The following is a 15988-nucleotide window of genomic DNA, read 5'->3' as shown; positions in this document are numbered from 1 at the left end:
CTCAGAGGCCACATGAACTTTTCATCTGACACGTCCGCACCTGCCCATCCCAATGTTCTTGCCGCGATGGCCCGTGTGAATACCGGAACCGAGCCAAGCTATGGCGCCGACAGCGTGACGCGGCGCGTGCGCCTGCAGCTGCAGAGCGTGTTTGAAACCGAGGATTTCGATTTCTGGATGACGGCGTCAGGCACGGCGTCGAACGCTTTGGCCCTGTCATGCTTCTGCCCGCCGACCGGTGCCGTTCTCTGCCATGAGGAAGCGCATATCGAGCGCGATGAGCGGGGGGCTCCGGAATTCTTTTCCGGTGGTGGCAAACTTTCCCTGCTGACGGGGAAGGGCGCAAAGATTGACGAGGATGTCTTGCGCGCGGCGCTCGCAGCGATCCAGCCAGGCTTTGTTCACGAGACTCCGGCGGCTGTCCTCTCGCTGACCAATCTGACGGAATGTGGTCTTGCCTACAGTGCAGACCAGATCCATCGCTACGCCGCGCTGGCCCATGGTCATGGCCTGACCGTGCATCTTGACGGGGCCCGGCTGGCCAATGCGCTTGTCAGTACAGGTGCGACGCCCGCTGAAATGACCTGGAAAGCGGGCGTGAACGTGCTGACGCTGGGCCTGACCAAGACCGGGGCCATGGGGTGCGAGATCATCATCCTGTTTGGCAAGGCGCGTGACAAGTGGGGAGAGCTTCAGGCCCGCGCCAAACGATCGGGGCACATGCCGCCAAAAATGCGTTTCATCGCAGCTCAGGCTGAAGCCATGTTCGATGGTGGCCTGTGGCTGGACCTGGCCGGCCGGGCGAATGCCAAGGCGACCCGGCTGGCAGCGGGGCTGATCGCCCAGCCCGGTGTTCAGCTTGCCTACAAGCCCGACGGGAATGAGGTGTTCGTGCGCCTGCCTGACGGCTTGGCCGAACGGCTGTCCGCAGCCGGAGCGGCTTTCTATCCGTGGCCGGGTGGCCACCACCGCTTTGTCTGTTCATGGGCGACAAGCGACGAAGAGATTGCTGCCATCGAAACCGCGATGGGCTGAACGGTCAGCCGGACGTGAGCGCGCGGCCCAGCCAGGACTGCAGGTGCTGGATGGTCGCCTGATTATCGATCGGAAAGTCGGCTTCTCCGCCGAGGAGTTTCTGGTGTATCGACATGAAGAGCAGTGGCGCCATGATGGCGAAGGCCGCCGTGCGCAAGGCATCGCGCGACGCCGGTCCGTCGGGCGTAGCTTCCAGCTTGTCCATGATTGATTTGAGGCCGGGTTCCAGAAGGAATTTCAGGTAGGCGCGGCCTGCGTTGTCGTCTGCGATGCCCTCAATCAGTCCGAAGGCATGCGCGCGCGTGAAGTGGCCGTAGCGCATGCCGGCATCGGCGACGCGGTAATACTCTTCAATCGCCTCAGTCGGATTGCCCGCCGGATGGGCGATCACATCCCATATCCATGTGGCGCGCTTGCCCATATTCTCCAGAATGGCTTCAACGACGCCCTGGCGATCATCGAAATAGTGACGAAGGGTCGGCTCGGAGGCCTTGGCGGCGATCGCGAACTGGCGCAGCGACGGTCGCCGAAGGTCAGCTTCCAGTGCATATCCCGTCATTGAATCGACAAGTGCTGCGCGTTTTAGTTCAAAGTCATGGTTTCGAGCCCCAATCGGTCGCGGCATCGTCAACTCCAAAGTGAATTGTCTGGCTCTCAATCAAGAACCATTCTCAATCCATTCATACGACCATTCAGTGATGAGGCAACCTATAATATTTACTGCAGTTTATGAGTTTTTGGCCTCATCGTTCGAATGCGCCGCACTTGGCGAGTGGATCGTCCCGGCTCAACTCCTTTGGGATAAAGACGTGGCGTGAACGCCTTGAAACGGACGCCGGGCGTATTGGCAGAAACCGCCAAGGATCGCATTGCGATGCCTATTCGGAAATGGCTTCGCCAAGCCAGGTCTGCAACAGGTCGATGGTTGACCTGCTGTCGAGTGGCGCTTCCTCGGCGCCGCCCAGCAGCATCTGGTGAATTCCGATCAGGATGAGAGGAGAGAGGACGGCAAAGGCCGCTGCACGCTGTTTCAGCGCCGAAGCAGGCGCGTCGGGCGTACTGGCCAGTTTATCGGTGATGACAGTCAGGGCCGGCTCCAGCATGTATTTGAGATAGGCCTTGCCGGTGGCTTCATCAGCGATTCCCTCGATCAGGCCGAACGCATGCGCACGCGTGTAGAGATCGAATTGTGCGCCCGGTGCTGCAACTTTGTAATAGCTTTTCACCGCGCCTGCGACGTTTTCAGACGGCGATGCCAAGTCCTTGCGAACGGCCTGGCCGAATTTGCCCATGCGCTCCAGGATGGCCAGCACAACGCCTCGCCGATCCTGGAAATAGTGGCGCAGCGTAGGTTCGGACGCCTCGACGGCGATGGCGAACTGTCGCAGCGACGGTCGGCGCAGCTCAGCTGTGACAGCGAACCGCGTGAGCCCGTCAACGAGCGCGCTGCGCTTCTCTTCAAAATCGTGGTTCCGAGCCCCTGCTGGTCGCGGCATAGTCAACTCCAGAGTGAATCGGAAGGGCCCGCCTCCCAATCAAGGACTGTTCGCTTTTGAGTCTTACGGCTTTTTCTCATTCTTGCAACCTGCGATAAATGTTGCAGATCAGCCGTTTCCCCACAGGCGTTGCCACCAGGATTTCTTCGGATTTGGCGTTTCGATTTCCACTCCTTTGAGAGCGCTGGCCGAAAAACCGCCTTCAGCCATTTTATCACGAATTGCGTTCACGTCCCACCCTGTGAGCTTTGCGAGCGAGATCGCTTCCTCGTCCCATCGCTTGACGAGCGTATTGGCATAGTCACCTGCCGCCTTGCACGACTGATAGTCGCCGCGCCATGGGTGACGCAGGACGTAGCGGCCCTGATAATTCTCACGGTCGCCTGTGACCTGAAAGGTCAGGTCTTCAGGAAATGTCGTGGAGTCGTAACGCAGGTGAAGGCGTGTCACGAACACATCGACCGGTGCGGGGCCAAAACCACCGCGCGGGGCGGGGCTGTCTGAGGCCTCGTCCAGCCACATCACGCCAAGCTCGCGCAATTCGGACTGGCTGAGCGGTTCTGCAGCGCAAGGGTCGCACCAGGCCATGTCCCAGGCGTATTCCATGAACACGGCCTTGCCGTTTTCCTTCTCCACCTGATGCGCGAACATGGCTTTGTAGAAGTCTGAGAATTCGTCCTTCACATAGATCGGTACATCCATGTCGGACGGCAATTTCACGGTGCGGTAATTGCTGGTCTCGACGCGGCCTTCACGCGTCAGGGCGAAGACGAAGAGTTCCTGCTTGCCTTCGGCATTCACCGTGCCGAGCCGGATCGGCAGCATGAAGTCCTCATCTTCATATGCCACCTGGATCGGTCGCAGCATGGCTGATCCGTCATGGCGTTCGAGACTGACCCTGGCGACGAAGAATTTCATACCGCGTTTGAGATAGGCGCCGACGGTTTCCTCGGCGCCGTCAGGGATCTTGTAGCCGTTCTGGTTCAACCATGTGATCAGGCCATCGGATTCCTCGGCAGAGAGGATGAGGATGTCATATTCGCCGACTTCATATTCGGCCTCGATCGTGACACCGAGGCTTTCTGCTTCCTCCATGGCGCCCGTCATCGGTGGGGCCGCCATATCTGCAGAATCGCGCATCAGTTCGTAACGGCGCTCGATCTCGCAGGGGTCTTCATCGTAATATTCGACAAGGCGCGGGGCTGTGTAGGCATCGAGATGATCGACAAGCGCGGGATTGGCGACATTGATCTGCTCGCGCTCGGGAATGTCGACGACAGGGACGACCATGGCGAATTCCGAGACATCGCCGCGGAAGTCCGATGCCATGGTGATGACGGTGCGTTCGCCATCGCGGGCGAGCACGACCTTGGAAGCGTCGTTGAACAGGTCCGTATCGGCCTTGGCGACATAGAAGCCGCAAAACGCGCTGGCGGGGGCAGCCAAGGCCAGGCCGGCAAGCGGCAGGGCGAGGCCTGCAATCAAGTGCTTAAGTCTCATGGGATCGTGTCTCCTTTGTCCCCCAGGGGGTCATCCGTACAGGTGTGATTGCGGGCCGCCGCTGGCCGGGTCCGGCAGGCGGTGCGTCGCACGGCCATTCGAAGCGGCCCGCTGGCATGAAACGGTCGATCAGGGGTGTCAGGAAGGCGAGCGCGGCGAGCGCCATCAGCGGGGCGCCGCGCTGGTTGGGTCCGATGATGAACCATGCTGCAAGGCTGGCGACGGCCATCGCGAAGAGGATACGGCCGGGGCGGCTGTCGGGTGTTGAGCGCGGGTCCGTGATCATGAAGAAGGCAAAGACCAGCAGCGCACCGGACGACATCTGGTGCAGGGGTATCGCCATCGGGTCGCCCAGCCAGGCGGCGCGGGCGAACAGGATAGCCCCGAACGTCCCGAGAAAGCCGAGGGCGATGTCGAGGCGCTTCGCGGAGGAGAGGGTGAGCGCAGCGAGGGCGAGAGCATAGCCTGCGATGAGGGGCATCTGGCCCCATTGGCCAGGCGAGACCCAGGCCTCACGTCCAAGCAGGAGCATCATGAAGACGATGCCGATACAGCCCGGGTTGAAGACATGCTTGTTGTTCACGCGGATGAGGAATTTCAGGCTGATGCCCGTGAAGGTCGCGGCAAACCATATCCAGGGGTCGGCGGCGCGCAGCAGGACGGTTACGCCGATCGTGGTGATCATGGCGGATTTCCATTCAAAGCCGTCAAGCAGGGCCTTGCCCGCGCGCAGGTTCAGGAGGGCCGTGCCGAGCGTCTGCGCAAGCATGGCACCGGAAAAGGAGAAGGCGAGCGCGCGCGGATCGGCGCCGAAGCTGCTGGTCGTGTACGAAAAGAGGAAGAGGCCGAAGAGGGCGATGATCTGCCAATGGCGCGGGTCCGCGTCGATCCGGCGGAAGAGGGCGGCAGGGAGGCGGGCCAGTGCGTCCATCCGGCCATAGCATACGCCAAATGCGATCACATTACGGCAGGTTCATGAAAGGATCGGATGGTCATGTCTGGACCCGAAGGCCGGAGCGCGGCAAGACTGCACTGAAGCACAAGGGGATTGTCACATGACCACATTTATCCGCGCAGGCCTGGTTGGCGCACTGTTGGCGACCTCGGCCCTGGCGGGCTGTGCCTCCACCTATTACGGCGCGATGGAACAGATCGGCTTTGAGAAGCGGGACCTTCTGGTGCAACGCGTGACCGATGCGGCTGTCAGCCAGGAGAATGCGAAGGCAGAGTTTGCCAATGCGCTGGAGGCTTTCCGTTCAGTGGTCGATATCGACGGGGGTGATCTGGAGTCGACCTATGACACGCTGTCGGATGCTTATGACCGGTCGGAAGACAAGGCCGACAAGGTGCGCGCCCGCATCCGGGACGTGAAGGGTGTTGCGCGCGATCTGTTCAGGGAATGGGACAGCGAATTGAAGACCTATTCCGATCCGGCCCTTCGCAGGGCATCGGCCGAGCAGAAGGCCGCCACCGAAGCGCGCTACGACACGCTGGTCAACAAGATGGACAAGGCCGCAGCCTCGATGGACCCGGTTCTGGCCGTGTTTCATGATCGCGTCCTGTTCCTGAAGCATAACCTGAATGCCCGCGCGATTGCCTCGCTGGGGGCGGAAACTGCGAACCTGGAATCCGATGTGGCTGACCTGATTGCCGAGATGGAACGGTCGATTGCCGAGGCTGATGCCTTCATCGCCGAAATGCGCGCTGGCAGCTGAGGTGGACGGATGCAGATTGTCCCGGGTGATTTCGAGGATTCGCGCGTGCTGGACCTGCTGCGCGTTCACCTCGATGGCATGCATGCCAGTTCACCGCCAGGCAATGTGTTCGCGCTCGACCTGACGGGCCTCAAGGCCCCGGAGATCAGCTTCTACACCGTCTGGGACGGCGATGCGCTGGCGGGAATGGGCGCGCTCAAGGCGCTGGGCGATGGCAGAGGTGAGATCAAGTCCATGCGCACGCATGAAGCGCACATGCGCAAGGGCGTCGGCGCGTATTTGCTGGAGCATATTATCGGCGAGGCACAGGCGCGGCGCTATCACCGGCTGAGCCTCGAGACCGGCAGCGGCCCCGCCTTTGACGCGGCATTGAGCCTGTACCGCCGTTCCGGTTTCGTTGAGGGCGGTGCCTTCGGCGACTATGAAAAGAGTGAATTCAACCAGTTCTTCCATCTTGCCCTGTAAAGGTCACCGCCATGACTGAGCTCAGAACCCTCTATCCCGAAATCGAGGCCTATGCTTCCGGGCATCTCGATGTCGGCGATGGCCACGTGATCTATTGGGAGCGGTCAGGCACAAAGGGTGCGAAGCCTGCCGTGTTCCTGCATGGCGGGCCGGGTGGGGGATTTGCGCCAAGCCACAGGCGCCTGTTCGATCCGAGGCTCTATGACGTGATGCTGTTCGACCAGCGCGGCTGCGGCAAGTCAAAGCCGCACGCCTCGCTGGAGGCGAACACGACATGGCATCTCGTGGCGGACATCGAGCGGCTGCGCGAGATGATGGGGGTCGACAAATGGCAGGTGTTCGGCGGTTCGTGGGGCTCCACACTGGCGCTGGCCTATGCCGAGACTCATCCGGAGCGCGTGAGCGAGCTGGTGCTGCGCGGTATTTACCTGCTGACCAAGGCGGAGATGGACTGGTATTACCAGTTCGGCGTCTCGGAAATGTTTCCCGACAAGTGGGAGCGGTTCCTGGCGCCGATCCCGGAGGCCGAACGCGGTGACCTGAAAGCGGCCTATCGCAAGCGGCTGACGAGCGATGACCGGGCCGTGCAGATCGAGGCCGCGCTGGCCTGGAGCCAGTGGGAAGGCCAGACGATCACGCTGCTGCCCGAGCCATCCACCAGCGATGTGTTCGGCGAGGATGAATTTGCGCTCGCCTTCGCGCGGATCGAGAACCATTATTTCACGCATGCCGGATGGCTGGACGAGGGCCAGCTGCTGCGCGATGCAGGCAGGCTGAAGGATATTCCGGGTACGATCGTTCATGGCCGCTATGACATGCCATGCCCGGCGCGGTTTGCCTGGGCGCTGCACAAGGCCTGGCCTGAGGCTGACTTTCACCTGATTGAGGGGGCAGGGCACGCCTACTCCGAACCGGGCATTCTCGACCAGCTGATCCGCGCGACGGACACGTATGCGGGGAAGGCGGGGTAGGGAGACAATCTGGAAAGCAAGCACCGTGGCGTCTGGTGCATCCCTCAAACGCCACAGTGCTTCTTACACAAGGCTGAGAGGGACGCCTTGCGTAAGGGTCTTGGAGAAACAGGACGACATCTTGAGTGGCAGTCCCACCTCCCGCGTTCAATTCGTCATGGGTCGGCTGTCAGGCGAACGTCATCGGGAGCGCGCCTGCCTTGCCCGGGTTTGGTTTATGGGAAGAGGGACTGTCAGTGTGAAGCAGGATCGCGATGTTTGCTCTGACACCGGTTTGCCGCCGATCTGCCGGACGATCATATTGATGAGGTCGGTGCCCAAACCGGTATGACTGGAGGGGGTCGTTTCCACTCCGATACCGTCATCCCGAATGACGACCTGTTTGAGGCTTACGGACATTCTACCAAGTCTGTCGCGAGGAAATGCAGGCCGGTCTCAATGTCTGAAAACGCCACAGGGGACCAGACCTGACTGACGGCACACGCTTTAGTTGCGCCTTGCCGGCGCAGATATGACCAGACGGCCTGTAAGCCGGGTTCTGTTCCCCGCGCCCTCTCGGGACATCGGTTCGGCAACCATTCCTCTGCGACAGGCCTTGCAGCCTGCCTCTCGCGACACACCCGGGGCGCGGGCTGAAGACATCCCGTATGCGCCCCCTACTTGGTCTTGCTCCAGGCGGGGTTTACCTTGCCAGACCTGTTGCCAGGCCTGCGGTGGGCTCTTACCCCACCCTTTCACCCTTACCTCCTGCCGAAGCGGGAGGCGGTCTGCTCTCTGTGGCACTTTCCCTCGGCTCGCGCCGGGCGGATGTTATCCGCCGCCTTGTCTCCCTGGAGCCCGGACTTTCCTCCAATGGCAGGTTACCCCACCACCAGCGATTGCCTGGCCGTCTGGTCATGACCGCGCATATAGCGGGTATTTGGCCGGAGTTCGAGTCCTGCAGAGCGTTCACCCCTGATCAAAGATCAGGGGCCCGGCCTTGGCGCGGATCAGCTCGATCAGGTTCGCATCCATGTATTTATAGTTATCGGGAATATCGAGGATGTGCACCGGCTTGTAGGCTACTTCCTGACGGAAGTCGGCGCTGAGGCGGGACTTGTGCTTGTCCTCCATGACAAGGATCAGGTCGGCCCAGCGGATGTCGGCGAGCGAGATTTTCCGGCGGGCATTGCTGGCGGTACCAGCCGAACGGGCGGATACACCGTCCACGCGCGCGAAGACGGCTTCGCCGGTCGGGCTGCGCCACTGGTTGCGGCTGCACACGAACAGAACTTTCACGGGCTCGATATCGGCCGTCAGCTTCTTCCACTCCTTGGGCGGCCAGATTTTGCCGAGCTGGCGTGCACGGTGCAGCTTGTTATGGCGTAAATAGACGAGTTTCCAGTTTTTCTCGGCAAAGCCGCGATAGGTGGGCTCCACCTTGCGGTCGCCATACTTGCGGGCAAGCACGCGGCGCGCTGCCCGGGTGACAGGGTGTGACATGTTTCGTTCCTCATATTGTCGGGTCAGCAGCCGCGGCAATACGGGGATTGAGAAAGCAAAATAGATGAAACCTGTTCGCAGTGCAAGAAAGGATCAAATGTGGCCTTATGGTCCAGATCGGTTCACACTGGCATCGATACAAAGCCTGATCGAATCCTCCCGGAGGCTGTATGCGCAACCTGATCAACCGACTGCCGGTGCCTGAACTGGCGAAACACTGGCTGCTGATCCCTCTCTGGTGTGCGATGGTGCGCCTGTCCAAGCCCGAAGTGCGTATCGTGACGGGCGGGATCAGCTTTTATGCGCTGTTCTCGATCTTCCCGCTGATCTATCTCACAGTGACCCTGCTGTTCACCCTGCTGCCGGCGGATGTCAGCCAGCAATTATCGAACACGATCGACCAGGTGCTGGTTTCGGCCGTGGCGCCGCTGTCGAAGGCCGATCTCGATACGATTCGCAGCATGACGGCGCGCACGCTGACGCTGCAGGCCATCGGCGCCATCATTGTGGTGTTCTATACGGCGAGTTCCGGGGCCAAGGCGGCAATTACCGGCATTCGCATGGTGACCGGCAGCGAGCGTGCGAGCAAGATCATCCGCTTCCAGGGTGTGTCGATCCTGATGACGGCACTGCTGATCCTGTCTGTCTGGATCCTCGGGGCCCTGCAGCTGATGGCCTCATTCATCACCGAGAACCAGGGCTTTGTCGCGTTTGAGGTCGCGCAGGGCCTGTCCGACCTTGCCTCACGCCTCTGGCTCGGCAAGGGGATTGCGTGCTTTGCCATCTTCTACATGATCATTGCCCTTTCGCTGCACGGGCGCATCAAGGGCCATCGTGCGAAAGTTGCCGGGGCTGCCTCCGGTGCGCTGGCCTGGATGGGCGCGACCTGGGCCTTCCATATCTATCTGAAGTTCTCCGCGCTGGACTCGTTCTATGGCGCGCTGGCCTCGGTCATTCTCGGATTTATCTGGCTGTCGGTATCGGTCGCGTCACTATTGCTCGGTGCGGCGCTGACAGCCGAATGGGCCAGTCGCATCCCGGAGGAAGGGCTTGTCGCGGAAGAGGGCGAAGACGAGGTTGAGATGGTGACCTAGCGGCCGCTGAGTTCCCGCACGCGCCGGACCAGGTGCTGCGTCCGGACATCGGCCACGCCTGACAGATGGCCAGGTCGCCAGCGACGCTGGAAGGCCCGCACTGTCAGCAGGGTCGGGTCATCGTAGGTGCCCGTTGCCGACAGTCCATAACCGATGGCTTTCAGGTCTTCCTGCAGGCGGCTGACTGCCTTGCCACTTTCACCGGGGCGCAGGGCGGTGGCTGGTTCATCATCCATCGCGGTGGCGGGCCAGATGCCGATGCCGCTATCGGCCAGTCTTTCCCAGGGAAAATGCTCGCCAGGGTCAGACTTTCGCGCTGGCGCGATGTCTGAATGCGCAACAATGCGGCTTGCCGGGATCGCGTGGCGGGAAAGGACGTTCTGACAAAGGGTAATGACGGCCGCGATCTGAGCGTCGGGGTAGGGCGGCAATGTACCGTCCGGCAGGGGCACATCGTGGCCACCATTGACGATCTCTATACCGATGGAACGCGAGTTCAGGTCGTCATCGCCCTGCCAGGTGGACACGCCGGCATGCCAGGCGCGCTTGTCCTCACTGACGAGCTGACTGATGCGGCCATCTTCCCAGACCATGTAATGGGCTGACACTTCAGTCTTCGGATCGCACATCCGGTCGCGTGCCGCCGCGCCGCTTGCCATGCCTGTATAGTGCAGCACCAGCATGTCGACCGGGAATTTGCGCTCATTGAAATTCGGGCTGGGTGACGGATCAAACTGCATCAGCTGTCTCCGGGCCCGATCTTCTTGCCAAAGGCTGCCTCCGGCATCCGGGTATTGTGGCGTACCGCGATCACGAACACACCCGTCAGCGAGATGACTGAACCGAGCACAAGCCGGGCCGTGATCGGTTCATTCAGCAGGACGATACCGAAAATAACGCCCCAGATCGGTGTCATCAATGTGAGGGGCGACAAAAGCGAGACGTCATATTTCTTGATCAGTGTGTAGAAGGCAGCATGTCCGAAGATCGACACGCCGACAATCGCGAACAGGCTGGCGAGGATGACCTGCCAGCCGCCCGCCATGTAGCGCTCGACCTGGTTCGACTCGAACAGGCCTGAAACGAGGAAGAGAGGAAGGAAGCTGAAGAGGCCGACCCAGGCCTGCAATTGCAGGCCGCTGACCGGTTTCATCCGCTTCATCAGGATGCCGCCCGCCGAGCCGATAAAGGCCGAAGCGACGATATAGAGCAGTCCAACTGATACGCCGAAACTGCCGGGATCCACCGCAATCAGCACCACACCTGCGAAGGCGAGCATGATGCCGAGCCCGCGCCGCCAGCCAATGGTTTCGCCGAGGAAAGCCATGCTCATGAGCGTCGAGATCGGTACGCCGAGCTGGCCGGTTACGGCGGCTGCGGAGGCCTCGGCATTCTGCAGGCCCATGAACAGGAGCGCGAAATTCACCGAGCCGATCAGCAGGGCGATAACGAACAGCATCTTGAGATCGGCCGGTTTGGGCCGCAGGAACGGAATGAGAAATAGGGCAACGCCCGCAAAGCGTATGGCCGCAAAAAACAGGGGTGGCACGCCGACATCGGCGACCACCCAGCGCGTGAGAACAATGTTGAGTCCCCAGACGAGGCACACGGCGAAAAGAAGCAGAAAGTCGCGAAAAGCCATGCCAGCCCGTTATCAGGCTTTGGCCGCCAAGGGCAGGCTTTTTAGACCTGCCCCTGCGCGATGTCAGACACCCAGACGGTTGACCGGTATCTTGAGATAAACCTGACCATCGTCTTCCGCAGGCGGCATGGCGCCGCCACGGATGTTCACCTGCAGCGATGGCAGGATCAGACGCGGCGCGTCCAGCGTTGCATCGCGCGCCATTCGCATGGCGACGAAGTCGGCTTCGTGGACACCATCATGCACATGCACGTTGGCGGCCCGCTGCTCTGCGACGCTTGTTTCCCAGGCAGGCTTGTCACGCCCTTCTGGCAGGTAATCGTGGCCGACGAATACGCGTGTCGTCTGCGGCAGGTCGAGGATGCGGTGGATCGAGCGGTAGAGCGTGGCGGCATCGCCGCCCGGAAAATCTGCGCGTGCCGTGCCGTAATCCGGCATGAACAATGTGTCGCCGACGAAGGCTGCGTCATTGACAACATAAGTCACACAGGCCGGTGTGTGGCCGGGTGTATGGATGACGCGCACCGTCAGGTCACCCAGGGCAAACGTCTCGCCGTCCTGGAACAGGCCGTCGAATGTGCTGCCATTCGGGCAGACATCCGTCGCGTGGAACATGGACGAAAACACCTTCTGCACTTCGGTTATGCGGGCACCGATGCCGACCCGCGCCCCCGTAACACTGCGCACATGGTGCGCGCCCGAGAGATGGTCGGCATGTGCATGGGTGTCGAGCGCCCAGACAATTTTCAGGCCAAGCTCGTCGGCCACATCCAGAACGGTATCGACCGATTGCGTCGTCAGGCGTGCAGCGTGCGGCTCATAGTCCAGCACCGGGTCGATGATCGCAGCGGCGCGGGTTGCAGGATCCCACACGAGATAGGTCACGGTTGAGGTCTTGTCGTCGAAGAAAGCTTTGATCTGAGGCATGGGAGGATCCTTTCAATCCTCATATATTAGGTATTGCTAATTTAACAAGAGCTAATATATATGATCCATGATGAATTCTTTGCTCGATGCCGACATATTCAAGGACAAGGCTGAAGAGGCCGCCAGCCTGCTGCGCAGCATGGCGAATCCTCATCGGTTGATGATCCTGTGCCGCCTTGGCGACACGGAGATATCCGTGGGAGACCTGCGCCAGGGAACGGCCCTGTCGCAATCGTCACTGTCGCAGCACCTTGGCGTCCTGCGTCAGGAAGGCCTCGTGCGCACGCGTCGCGAAGGCCAGTCCATTTTCTATTCCATTGCCGACCCGGCGGCGATCCGCGTGATCGCGACGCTGGCAACCATCTATTGCCCGGAATTGCTGGTGCAGGCGCGAGCCGCCAGCGAATCCAAGGACTGCCTCGCGGTCTGTCCTTTCGCGCTTGATGGCGATGCGCCGGGTGAGACGCGGCCCGGGCGTAAGGCGCCCGCACCGTGGGCGCGTCCCGCAAAGCGAGCCGGGCAATGATGGAGCTGACGCTCATGGTGATCCTCGCGGCCATAGCGAGCGGCGCGATCATTGGCGTGTTCCTTGGCACGTTTGGCGGTGGAGGTTCGGTTCTGGCTGCGCCGCTCCTGCTCTATATCGTCGGTGTTACCGACCCGCACATCGCGATTGGTACGTCAGCAGCGGCGGTGGCCGCGATTGCGCTGTTCAGCCTGCTGGGGCACTGGCGCGGGGGTAAGGTGAAATGGCCCTGCGCGATCGTATTTGCCATTTCGGGATTCGCCGGATCCATTGGCGGGTCCACGATTGCCAAACAGATTGATGGCAGCCAGCTCCTGCTCGCCTTTTCAATTGCGATGGCGGCGATTGCCCTGTCGATGTTCCGCAAGCCCGCCTTTGCAGGCGATCCCGACGTGCACCTTACCCCGTCTATCACAATGCGCATTGCGCCCCTTGGGCTTGTCGTGGGCATGGCGGCAGGCTTCTTCGGGATTGGTGGCGGTTTCCTGATCGTGCCGGGGCTCATGCTCGCTGCAGGCATGACCATGTCGAACGCAACGGCGTCGTCCCTGGTGTCGGTGGCCCTGTTCGGCGCCGCGACATCGGCCAATTACGCAATTTCGGGCCTGGTGGATGGACGCCTCGTGCTCCTCCTGCTGTCCGGGGGCGCAGTGGGCGGACTTGCCGGCATCGCCATTTCACGCATCCTGTCCCAACGGGTGCGGACTGCCCGGTCGGCTTTTGCCGCAATGATCCTTGTCGTTGCGGCCTATGTGGCATGGAACGCAATCGGAGCCCTGACCGTTCATCCTGCATAAATTGCGGCCAAGGCAATCGGACTGAACAAGGTTGCTGAAGTCTTGTCATCGCGCTGATATAGGTCAGAAATAGGAAGCCGAGCCGGCGGGTGGGCGGTCTGAGCATAAAAATGGAGACTTGGGATGGGATTGATCTGGTGGATTTTGCCAGCCGTGGCGGGCGTCATTGGCCTGATGCTGCTGTTTGCCGGCTTCGGGAAACTGGCAAGCCTCAAACCGCTCGCAGGTGGCGGGCGGCTGCTTTTCGGCGTGGGCTTCCTGGGTCTTGCCGGGATCGTCGCCTTTGCCGGACTCAATCTCCAAACTTACAAACGCCTGACCTTTGAGCGCGATGTGGCCAATATCAAGTTTGCCGAAGTCGCCGGGACGCCCGGCTCCTACCTCGTCGATGTCACCTTTGCAGATGGCGCCAAACTGCTTGAGTCGACTGGTGCGCAACCTGTCCTGCGCGGGGACCAGTTCGAGATTGGGGCACAGGTCATCAAGTTCCAGCCCGTCGCCAACATGCTGGGCTATGACTCGATCTACCGGCTCGAATACCTTGAAGGGCGCGATGCACGCAGGTTTTCATACGAAGCCGTGACCGATGCGCAGACGAATGGTATCGCACTGTCCCAGAATCCGGGGCTGGATGTGCACGCGATTGCCGAGAAGCAAGGCCAGCGTTTCGGCATAGATGCGCAATACGGATCGGCGACATACCAGCCGATGGGTGACGGCTTCGAATATAATGTTAACATCACCCAGGATGCGCTCGTTGCCCGGCCGACCGAGGCGACAAAGTCGTTGATCCAGAAGGGAGCCTATCCCGGCTTCCAGTCGACGAACGGTGGCTGATATGAATCCCTGGGAGCGGTATGTCGTCCCGAACATGATTGCGTGTGCCTGTGGCACCAAGCCGATCATGAAGCAGCGCGAGAAGGTTGTTCCGAAGGCAGAGGGACGTGTGCTCGAGCTCGGGTGCGGTTCCGGCACCAATTTCGCGATGTATGATTCCAACAAGGTTGACCGCCTGTTTGCGCTGGAGCCCTCGCCCGGCATGCTGGTCAAGGCGCGCCGCGAGGCAGGGGCGCTCGGTATCGGCAGCAAGATCGAATTCCTCGAGACCGGGGCAGAAGCCATTCCCCTCGAAGACAATTCGATTGATACGGCGGTCATCACATTCGTGTTGTGCACGATCCCCGACTGGAAATCCGCGCTGGCCGAGACGCGCCGCGTACTCAAGCCGGAAGGCCGTATCCTGTTCTCGGAGCACGGGCTGGCGCCCGATGAAGGCGTTGCCAAATGGCAGCGTCGGATCGAGCCCATCTGGAAGCCGCTGGCGGGCGGATGCCACCTGACTCGCGATACCGGTGCGCTGCTCACCGAGGCGGGCTTCACGCTGGAAGACGCCGAGACCATGTACCTGCCCTCAACGCCGAAAGTGGCGGGCTTCGTCAGCTGGGGCGCTGCCCGCGCAGCCTGACACCATGCGAACACCCCCCTACCTGCCTTACCTTGCAGGACCGCCAGGCCTCGCGCCCGGCCTGAAACCCATAGATCCGGACAAATGGCTGGCGCCCGACAGCGAGGCCGAAGCCTGGCTGCCCGAGAAGACCGTGTTGATGCGGACGCACCGGGCACAGGTGTTTGCCGATACGGGCGTGCCCGAGGCCGTGGCCGAAGCGGCGAACGCTGTTCGGGCCGTAACGGGATCTGGCCATGACACATGGGGCAGCCCGCTGGAAGGTGCGGCGTCACGCGTGTCCGATGATCTCTGTATCCTTTTGCCCGATGAGCGCGGGCACTGGGTCTTGCGCGCCGCGAGCCTTGTCGCGCCGACATTCTGGTCACTTGCGGAAAAGATCGGCCAGCCGCTGGCCGGGCTTCACGCCACCGTGCCTGACGCCAATCCGGAACTGGTGTCGCGCATTTCGCGCATGTTCGATGCGCTGCGGCCCGGCACGGTGCTGGAACGGTTCAACTGGACAGTCCAGGCGAGCCCTGCACGGTTCACGCCGAGCAGCGCCCCGCTGAAAGCGATGGCGCGCGCAATGCCGGACGAGGATGTGCTTGACCTGCTGTACTTTCGTGTCGAGCGCCAGACGATCTCCAAACTGCCCGGGACAGGCGCTGTCCTGTTCACCATCCGTGTCTGCATCGACCCGCTATCGGCGGCCTTGCCGGATGCGCGTCACCGGAAAGCCTTCGCAGCGGCGTGGGACGGTATCGACCCGGATCTCGGCGCCTACAAGGGCTGGCCCGCCTATGACCGGCTTGTCCGCGCAGCGCTTGCGCAGCTGGCCTGACCCCCCCCGCGCGGGTGGACGGATCGCCCGGCGCGGCCTAGATCAAGCGG

General features: G+C 61.4%; 18 protein-coding genes and 1 other RNA gene. 10 read left to right on the top strand and 9 right to left on the bottom strand.

The features are described 5' to 3' along the window. Nucleotides 1-12: 12 nt before the first annotated feature. On the top strand, nt 13-1035 hold the full coding sequence (locus ACQ66M_RS04670) for a threonine aldolase family protein (RefSeq protein WP_350174442.1): 1023 nt from the start codon (nt 13-15) through the stop codon (nt 1033-1035). 4 nt (nt 1036-1039) lie between these two features. Here the strand turns inward: ACQ66M_RS04670 and ACQ66M_RS04665 are convergent, their stop codons facing one another. The 4 genes from ACQ66M_RS04665 to ACQ66M_RS04650 form a co-directional block, all read right to left on the bottom strand. Then, the gene (locus ACQ66M_RS04665) at nt 1040-1594 is read right to left on the bottom strand and encodes a hypothetical protein (protein WP_430402215.1); all 555 of its coding nucleotides are present in this window, start codon (nt 1592-1594) and stop codon (nt 1040-1042) included. Between the two features lie 319 nt (nt 1595-1913). Then, nucleotides 1914-2531: a hypothetical protein gene (locus ACQ66M_RS04660; RefSeq protein ID WP_430402213.1), complete on the bottom strand. Its 618-nt coding sequence runs from the start codon at nt 2529-2531 to the stop codon at nt 1914-1916. Between the two features lie 108 nt (nt 2532-2639). Then, the gene (locus tag ACQ66M_RS04655) at nt 2640-4031 is read right to left on the bottom strand and encodes a DUF2330 domain-containing protein (protein ID WP_350174436.1); all 1392 of its coding nucleotides are present in this window, start codon (nt 4029-4031) and stop codon (nt 2640-2642) included. Next, nucleotides 4021-4992, bottom strand: coding sequence for an RnfABCDGE type electron transport complex subunit D (locus ACQ66M_RS04650; RefSeq protein ID WP_430402211.1), 972 nt, complete (start codon nt 4990-4992; stop codon nt 4021-4023). Before ACQ66M_RS04650 ends, ACQ66M_RS04655 begins: the two co-directional genes overlap by 11 nt. 94 nt (nt 4993-5086) lie before the next feature. On the opposite strand from ACQ66M_RS04650, the gene ACQ66M_RS04645 reads away from it, so the two are divergent. From ACQ66M_RS04645 to pip, 3 genes are read left to right on the top strand one after another with little or no spacing between them, the layout of a single operon-like run. Further along, nucleotides 5087-5746 carry a DUF2959 domain-containing protein gene (locus ACQ66M_RS04645; protein ID WP_350174432.1) on the top strand — a complete coding sequence of 220 codons (660 nt, stop codon included), beginning with the start codon at nt 5087-5089 and terminating at the stop codon, nt 5744-5746. A 9-nt stretch (nt 5747-5755) separates the two neighbouring features. Next, complete coding sequence (locus ACQ66M_RS04640; RefSeq protein ID WP_350174430.1) at nt 5756-6211, top strand: GNAT family N-acetyltransferase; 456 nt, start codon at nt 5756-5758, stop codon at nt 6209-6211. 11 nt (nt 6212-6222) lie between these two features. Beyond that, nucleotides 6223-7182 carry a prolyl aminopeptidase gene (gene pip, locus ACQ66M_RS04635; protein WP_430402209.1) on the top strand — a complete coding sequence of 320 codons (960 nt, stop codon included), beginning with the start codon at nt 6223-6225 and terminating at the stop codon, nt 7180-7182. A 511-nt stretch (nt 7183-7693) separates the two neighbouring features. Here pip and rnpB read toward each other — a convergent pair. After that, nucleotides 7694-8076, bottom strand: an RNA gene (gene rnpB, locus ACQ66M_RS04630) — RNase P RNA component class A. 54 nt (nt 8077-8130) lie between these two features. Then, nucleotides 8131-8664, bottom strand: coding sequence for a low molecular weight protein tyrosine phosphatase family protein (locus ACQ66M_RS04625; protein WP_350174426.1), 534 nt, complete (start codon nt 8662-8664; stop codon nt 8131-8133). Between the two features lie 170 nt (nt 8665-8834). On the opposite strand from ACQ66M_RS04625, the gene ACQ66M_RS04620 reads away from it, so the two are divergent. Then, complete coding sequence (locus tag ACQ66M_RS04620; RefSeq protein WP_350174425.1) at nt 8835-9758, top strand: YihY/virulence factor BrkB family protein; 924 nt, start codon at nt 8835-8837, stop codon at nt 9756-9758. On the opposite strand, the gene ACQ66M_RS04615 is transcribed toward ACQ66M_RS04620, so the two are convergent. From ACQ66M_RS04615 to ACQ66M_RS04605, 3 genes are all read right to left on the bottom strand, one after another. Then, nucleotides 9755-10498, bottom strand: a complete 744-nt coding sequence (locus tag ACQ66M_RS04615; RefSeq protein WP_350174423.1) for a peptidoglycan recognition protein family protein — start codon at nt 10496-10498, stop codon at nt 9755-9757. The genes ACQ66M_RS04620 and ACQ66M_RS04615 overlap by 4 nt on opposite strands. Continuing rightward, the gene (locus tag ACQ66M_RS04610) at nt 10498-11400 is read right to left on the bottom strand and encodes a DMT family transporter (RefSeq protein WP_350174421.1); all 903 of its coding nucleotides are present in this window, start codon (nt 11398-11400) and stop codon (nt 10498-10500) included. The genes ACQ66M_RS04615 and ACQ66M_RS04610 overlap by 1 nt, the downstream gene beginning before the upstream one ends. 63 nt (nt 11401-11463) lie before the next feature. Continuing rightward, nucleotides 11464-12327, bottom strand: a complete 864-nt coding sequence (locus tag ACQ66M_RS04605) for an MBL fold metallo-hydrolase (protein ID WP_430402207.1) — start codon at nt 12325-12327, stop codon at nt 11464-11466. A 67-nt stretch (nt 12328-12394) separates the two neighbouring features. Here ACQ66M_RS04605 and ACQ66M_RS04600 point away from each other — a divergent pair, with 67 nt between their 5' ends. The 5 genes from ACQ66M_RS04600 to ACQ66M_RS04580 all read left to right on the top strand — a co-directional run bounded on the left by ACQ66M_RS04600 (nt 12395) and on the right by ACQ66M_RS04580 (nt 15938). Further along, the gene (locus ACQ66M_RS04600; protein WP_350174417.1) at nt 12395-12853 is read left to right on the top strand and encodes an ArsR/SmtB family transcription factor; all 459 of its coding nucleotides are present in this window, start codon (nt 12395-12397) and stop codon (nt 12851-12853) included. Next, nucleotides 12853-13650 carry a sulfite exporter TauE/SafE family protein gene (locus ACQ66M_RS04595; RefSeq protein WP_430405120.1) on the top strand — a complete coding sequence of 266 codons (798 nt, stop codon included), beginning with the start codon at nt 12853-12855 and terminating at the stop codon, nt 13648-13650. Before ACQ66M_RS04600 ends, ACQ66M_RS04595 begins: the two co-directional genes overlap by 1 nt. A gap of 123 nt (nt 13651-13773) precedes the next feature. Next, a complete protein-coding gene (locus ACQ66M_RS04590) occupies nt 13774-14487 on the top strand; it encodes a hypothetical protein (RefSeq protein ID WP_350174415.1) in 714 nt (237 codons plus the stop codon). A 1-nt stretch (nt 14488) separates the two neighbouring features. Next, on the top strand, nt 14489-15115 hold the full coding sequence (locus tag ACQ66M_RS04585) for a class I SAM-dependent methyltransferase (protein WP_350174413.1): 627 nt from the start codon (nt 14489-14491) through the stop codon (nt 15113-15115). A 4-nt stretch (nt 15116-15119) separates the two neighbouring features. Continuing rightward, nucleotides 15120-15938: a heme-dependent oxidative N-demethylase subunit alpha family protein gene (locus ACQ66M_RS04580; protein ID WP_430402205.1), complete on the top strand. Its 819-nt coding sequence runs from the start codon at nt 15120-15122 to the stop codon at nt 15936-15938. Nucleotides 15939-15988 lie beyond the last annotated feature (50 nt).

This window comes from Hyphomonas sp., from assembly GCF_965284475.1.
Lineage (GTDB): Bacteria > Pseudomonadota > Alphaproteobacteria > Caulobacterales > Hyphomonadaceae > Hyphomonas.
The sequence above is the reverse complement of the archived record's forward strand: the minus strand, read 5'-3'. Positions and strand labels throughout refer to the sequence as shown.

Excerpts from the sequence above, each read along its gene's own strand:
- ACQ66M_RS04665 (WP_430402215.1), bottom strand. The coding sequence starts at position 1,594 with ATGACGGGATATGCACTGGAAGCTGACCTTCGGCGACCGTCGCTGCGC.
- ACQ66M_RS04590 (WP_350174415.1), top strand. The coding sequence starts at position 13,774 with ATGGGATTGATCTGGTGGATTTTGCCAGCCGTGGCGGGCGTCATTGGC.
- ACQ66M_RS04645 (WP_350174432.1), top strand. The coding sequence starts at position 5,087 with ATGACCACATTTATCCGCGCAGGCCTGGTTGGCGCACTGTTGGCGACC.
- ACQ66M_RS04660 (WP_430402213.1), bottom strand. The coding sequence starts at position 2,531 with ATGCCGCGACCAGCAGGGGCTCGGAACCACGATTTTGAAGAGAAGCGC.
- ACQ66M_RS04625 (WP_350174426.1), bottom strand. The coding sequence starts at position 8,664 with ATGTCACACCCTGTCACCCGGGCAGCGCGCCGCGTGCTTGCCCGCAAG.
- pip (WP_430402209.1), top strand. The coding sequence starts at position 6,223 with ATGACTGAGCTCAGAACCCTCTATCCCGAAATCGAGGCCTATGCTTCC.
- ACQ66M_RS04670 (WP_350174442.1), top strand. The coding sequence starts at position 13 with ATGAACTTTTCATCTGACACGTCCGCACCTGCCCATCCCAATGTTCTT.
- ACQ66M_RS04655 (WP_350174436.1), bottom strand. The coding sequence starts at position 4,031 with ATGAGACTTAAGCACTTGATTGCAGGCCTCGCCCTGCCGCTTGCCGGC.
- ACQ66M_RS04585 (WP_350174413.1), top strand. The coding sequence starts at position 14,489 with ATGAATCCCTGGGAGCGGTATGTCGTCCCGAACATGATTGCGTGTGCC.
- ACQ66M_RS04600 (WP_350174417.1), top strand. The coding sequence starts at position 12,395 with ATGATGAATTCTTTGCTCGATGCCGACATATTCAAGGACAAGGCTGAA.
- ACQ66M_RS04615 (WP_350174423.1), bottom strand. The coding sequence starts at position 10,498 with ATGCAGTTTGATCCGTCACCCAGCCCGAATTTCAATGAGCGCAAATTC.
- ACQ66M_RS04580 (WP_430402205.1), top strand. The coding sequence starts at position 15,120 with ATGCGAACACCCCCCTACCTGCCTTACCTTGCAGGACCGCCAGGCCTC.
- ACQ66M_RS04595 (WP_430405120.1), top strand. The coding sequence starts at position 12,853 with ATGGAGCTGACGCTCATGGTGATCCTCGCGGCCATAGCGAGCGGCGCG.
- ACQ66M_RS04605 (WP_430402207.1), bottom strand. The coding sequence starts at position 12,327 with ATGCCTCAGATCAAAGCTTTCTTCGACGACAAGACCTCAACCGTGACC.
- ACQ66M_RS04610 (WP_350174421.1), bottom strand. The coding sequence starts at position 11,400 with ATGGCTTTTCGCGACTTTCTGCTTCTTTTCGCCGTGTGCCTCGTCTGG.
- ACQ66M_RS04640 (WP_350174430.1), top strand. The coding sequence starts at position 5,756 with ATGCAGATTGTCCCGGGTGATTTCGAGGATTCGCGCGTGCTGGACCTG.
- ACQ66M_RS04620 (WP_350174425.1), top strand. The coding sequence starts at position 8,835 with ATGCGCAACCTGATCAACCGACTGCCGGTGCCTGAACTGGCGAAACAC.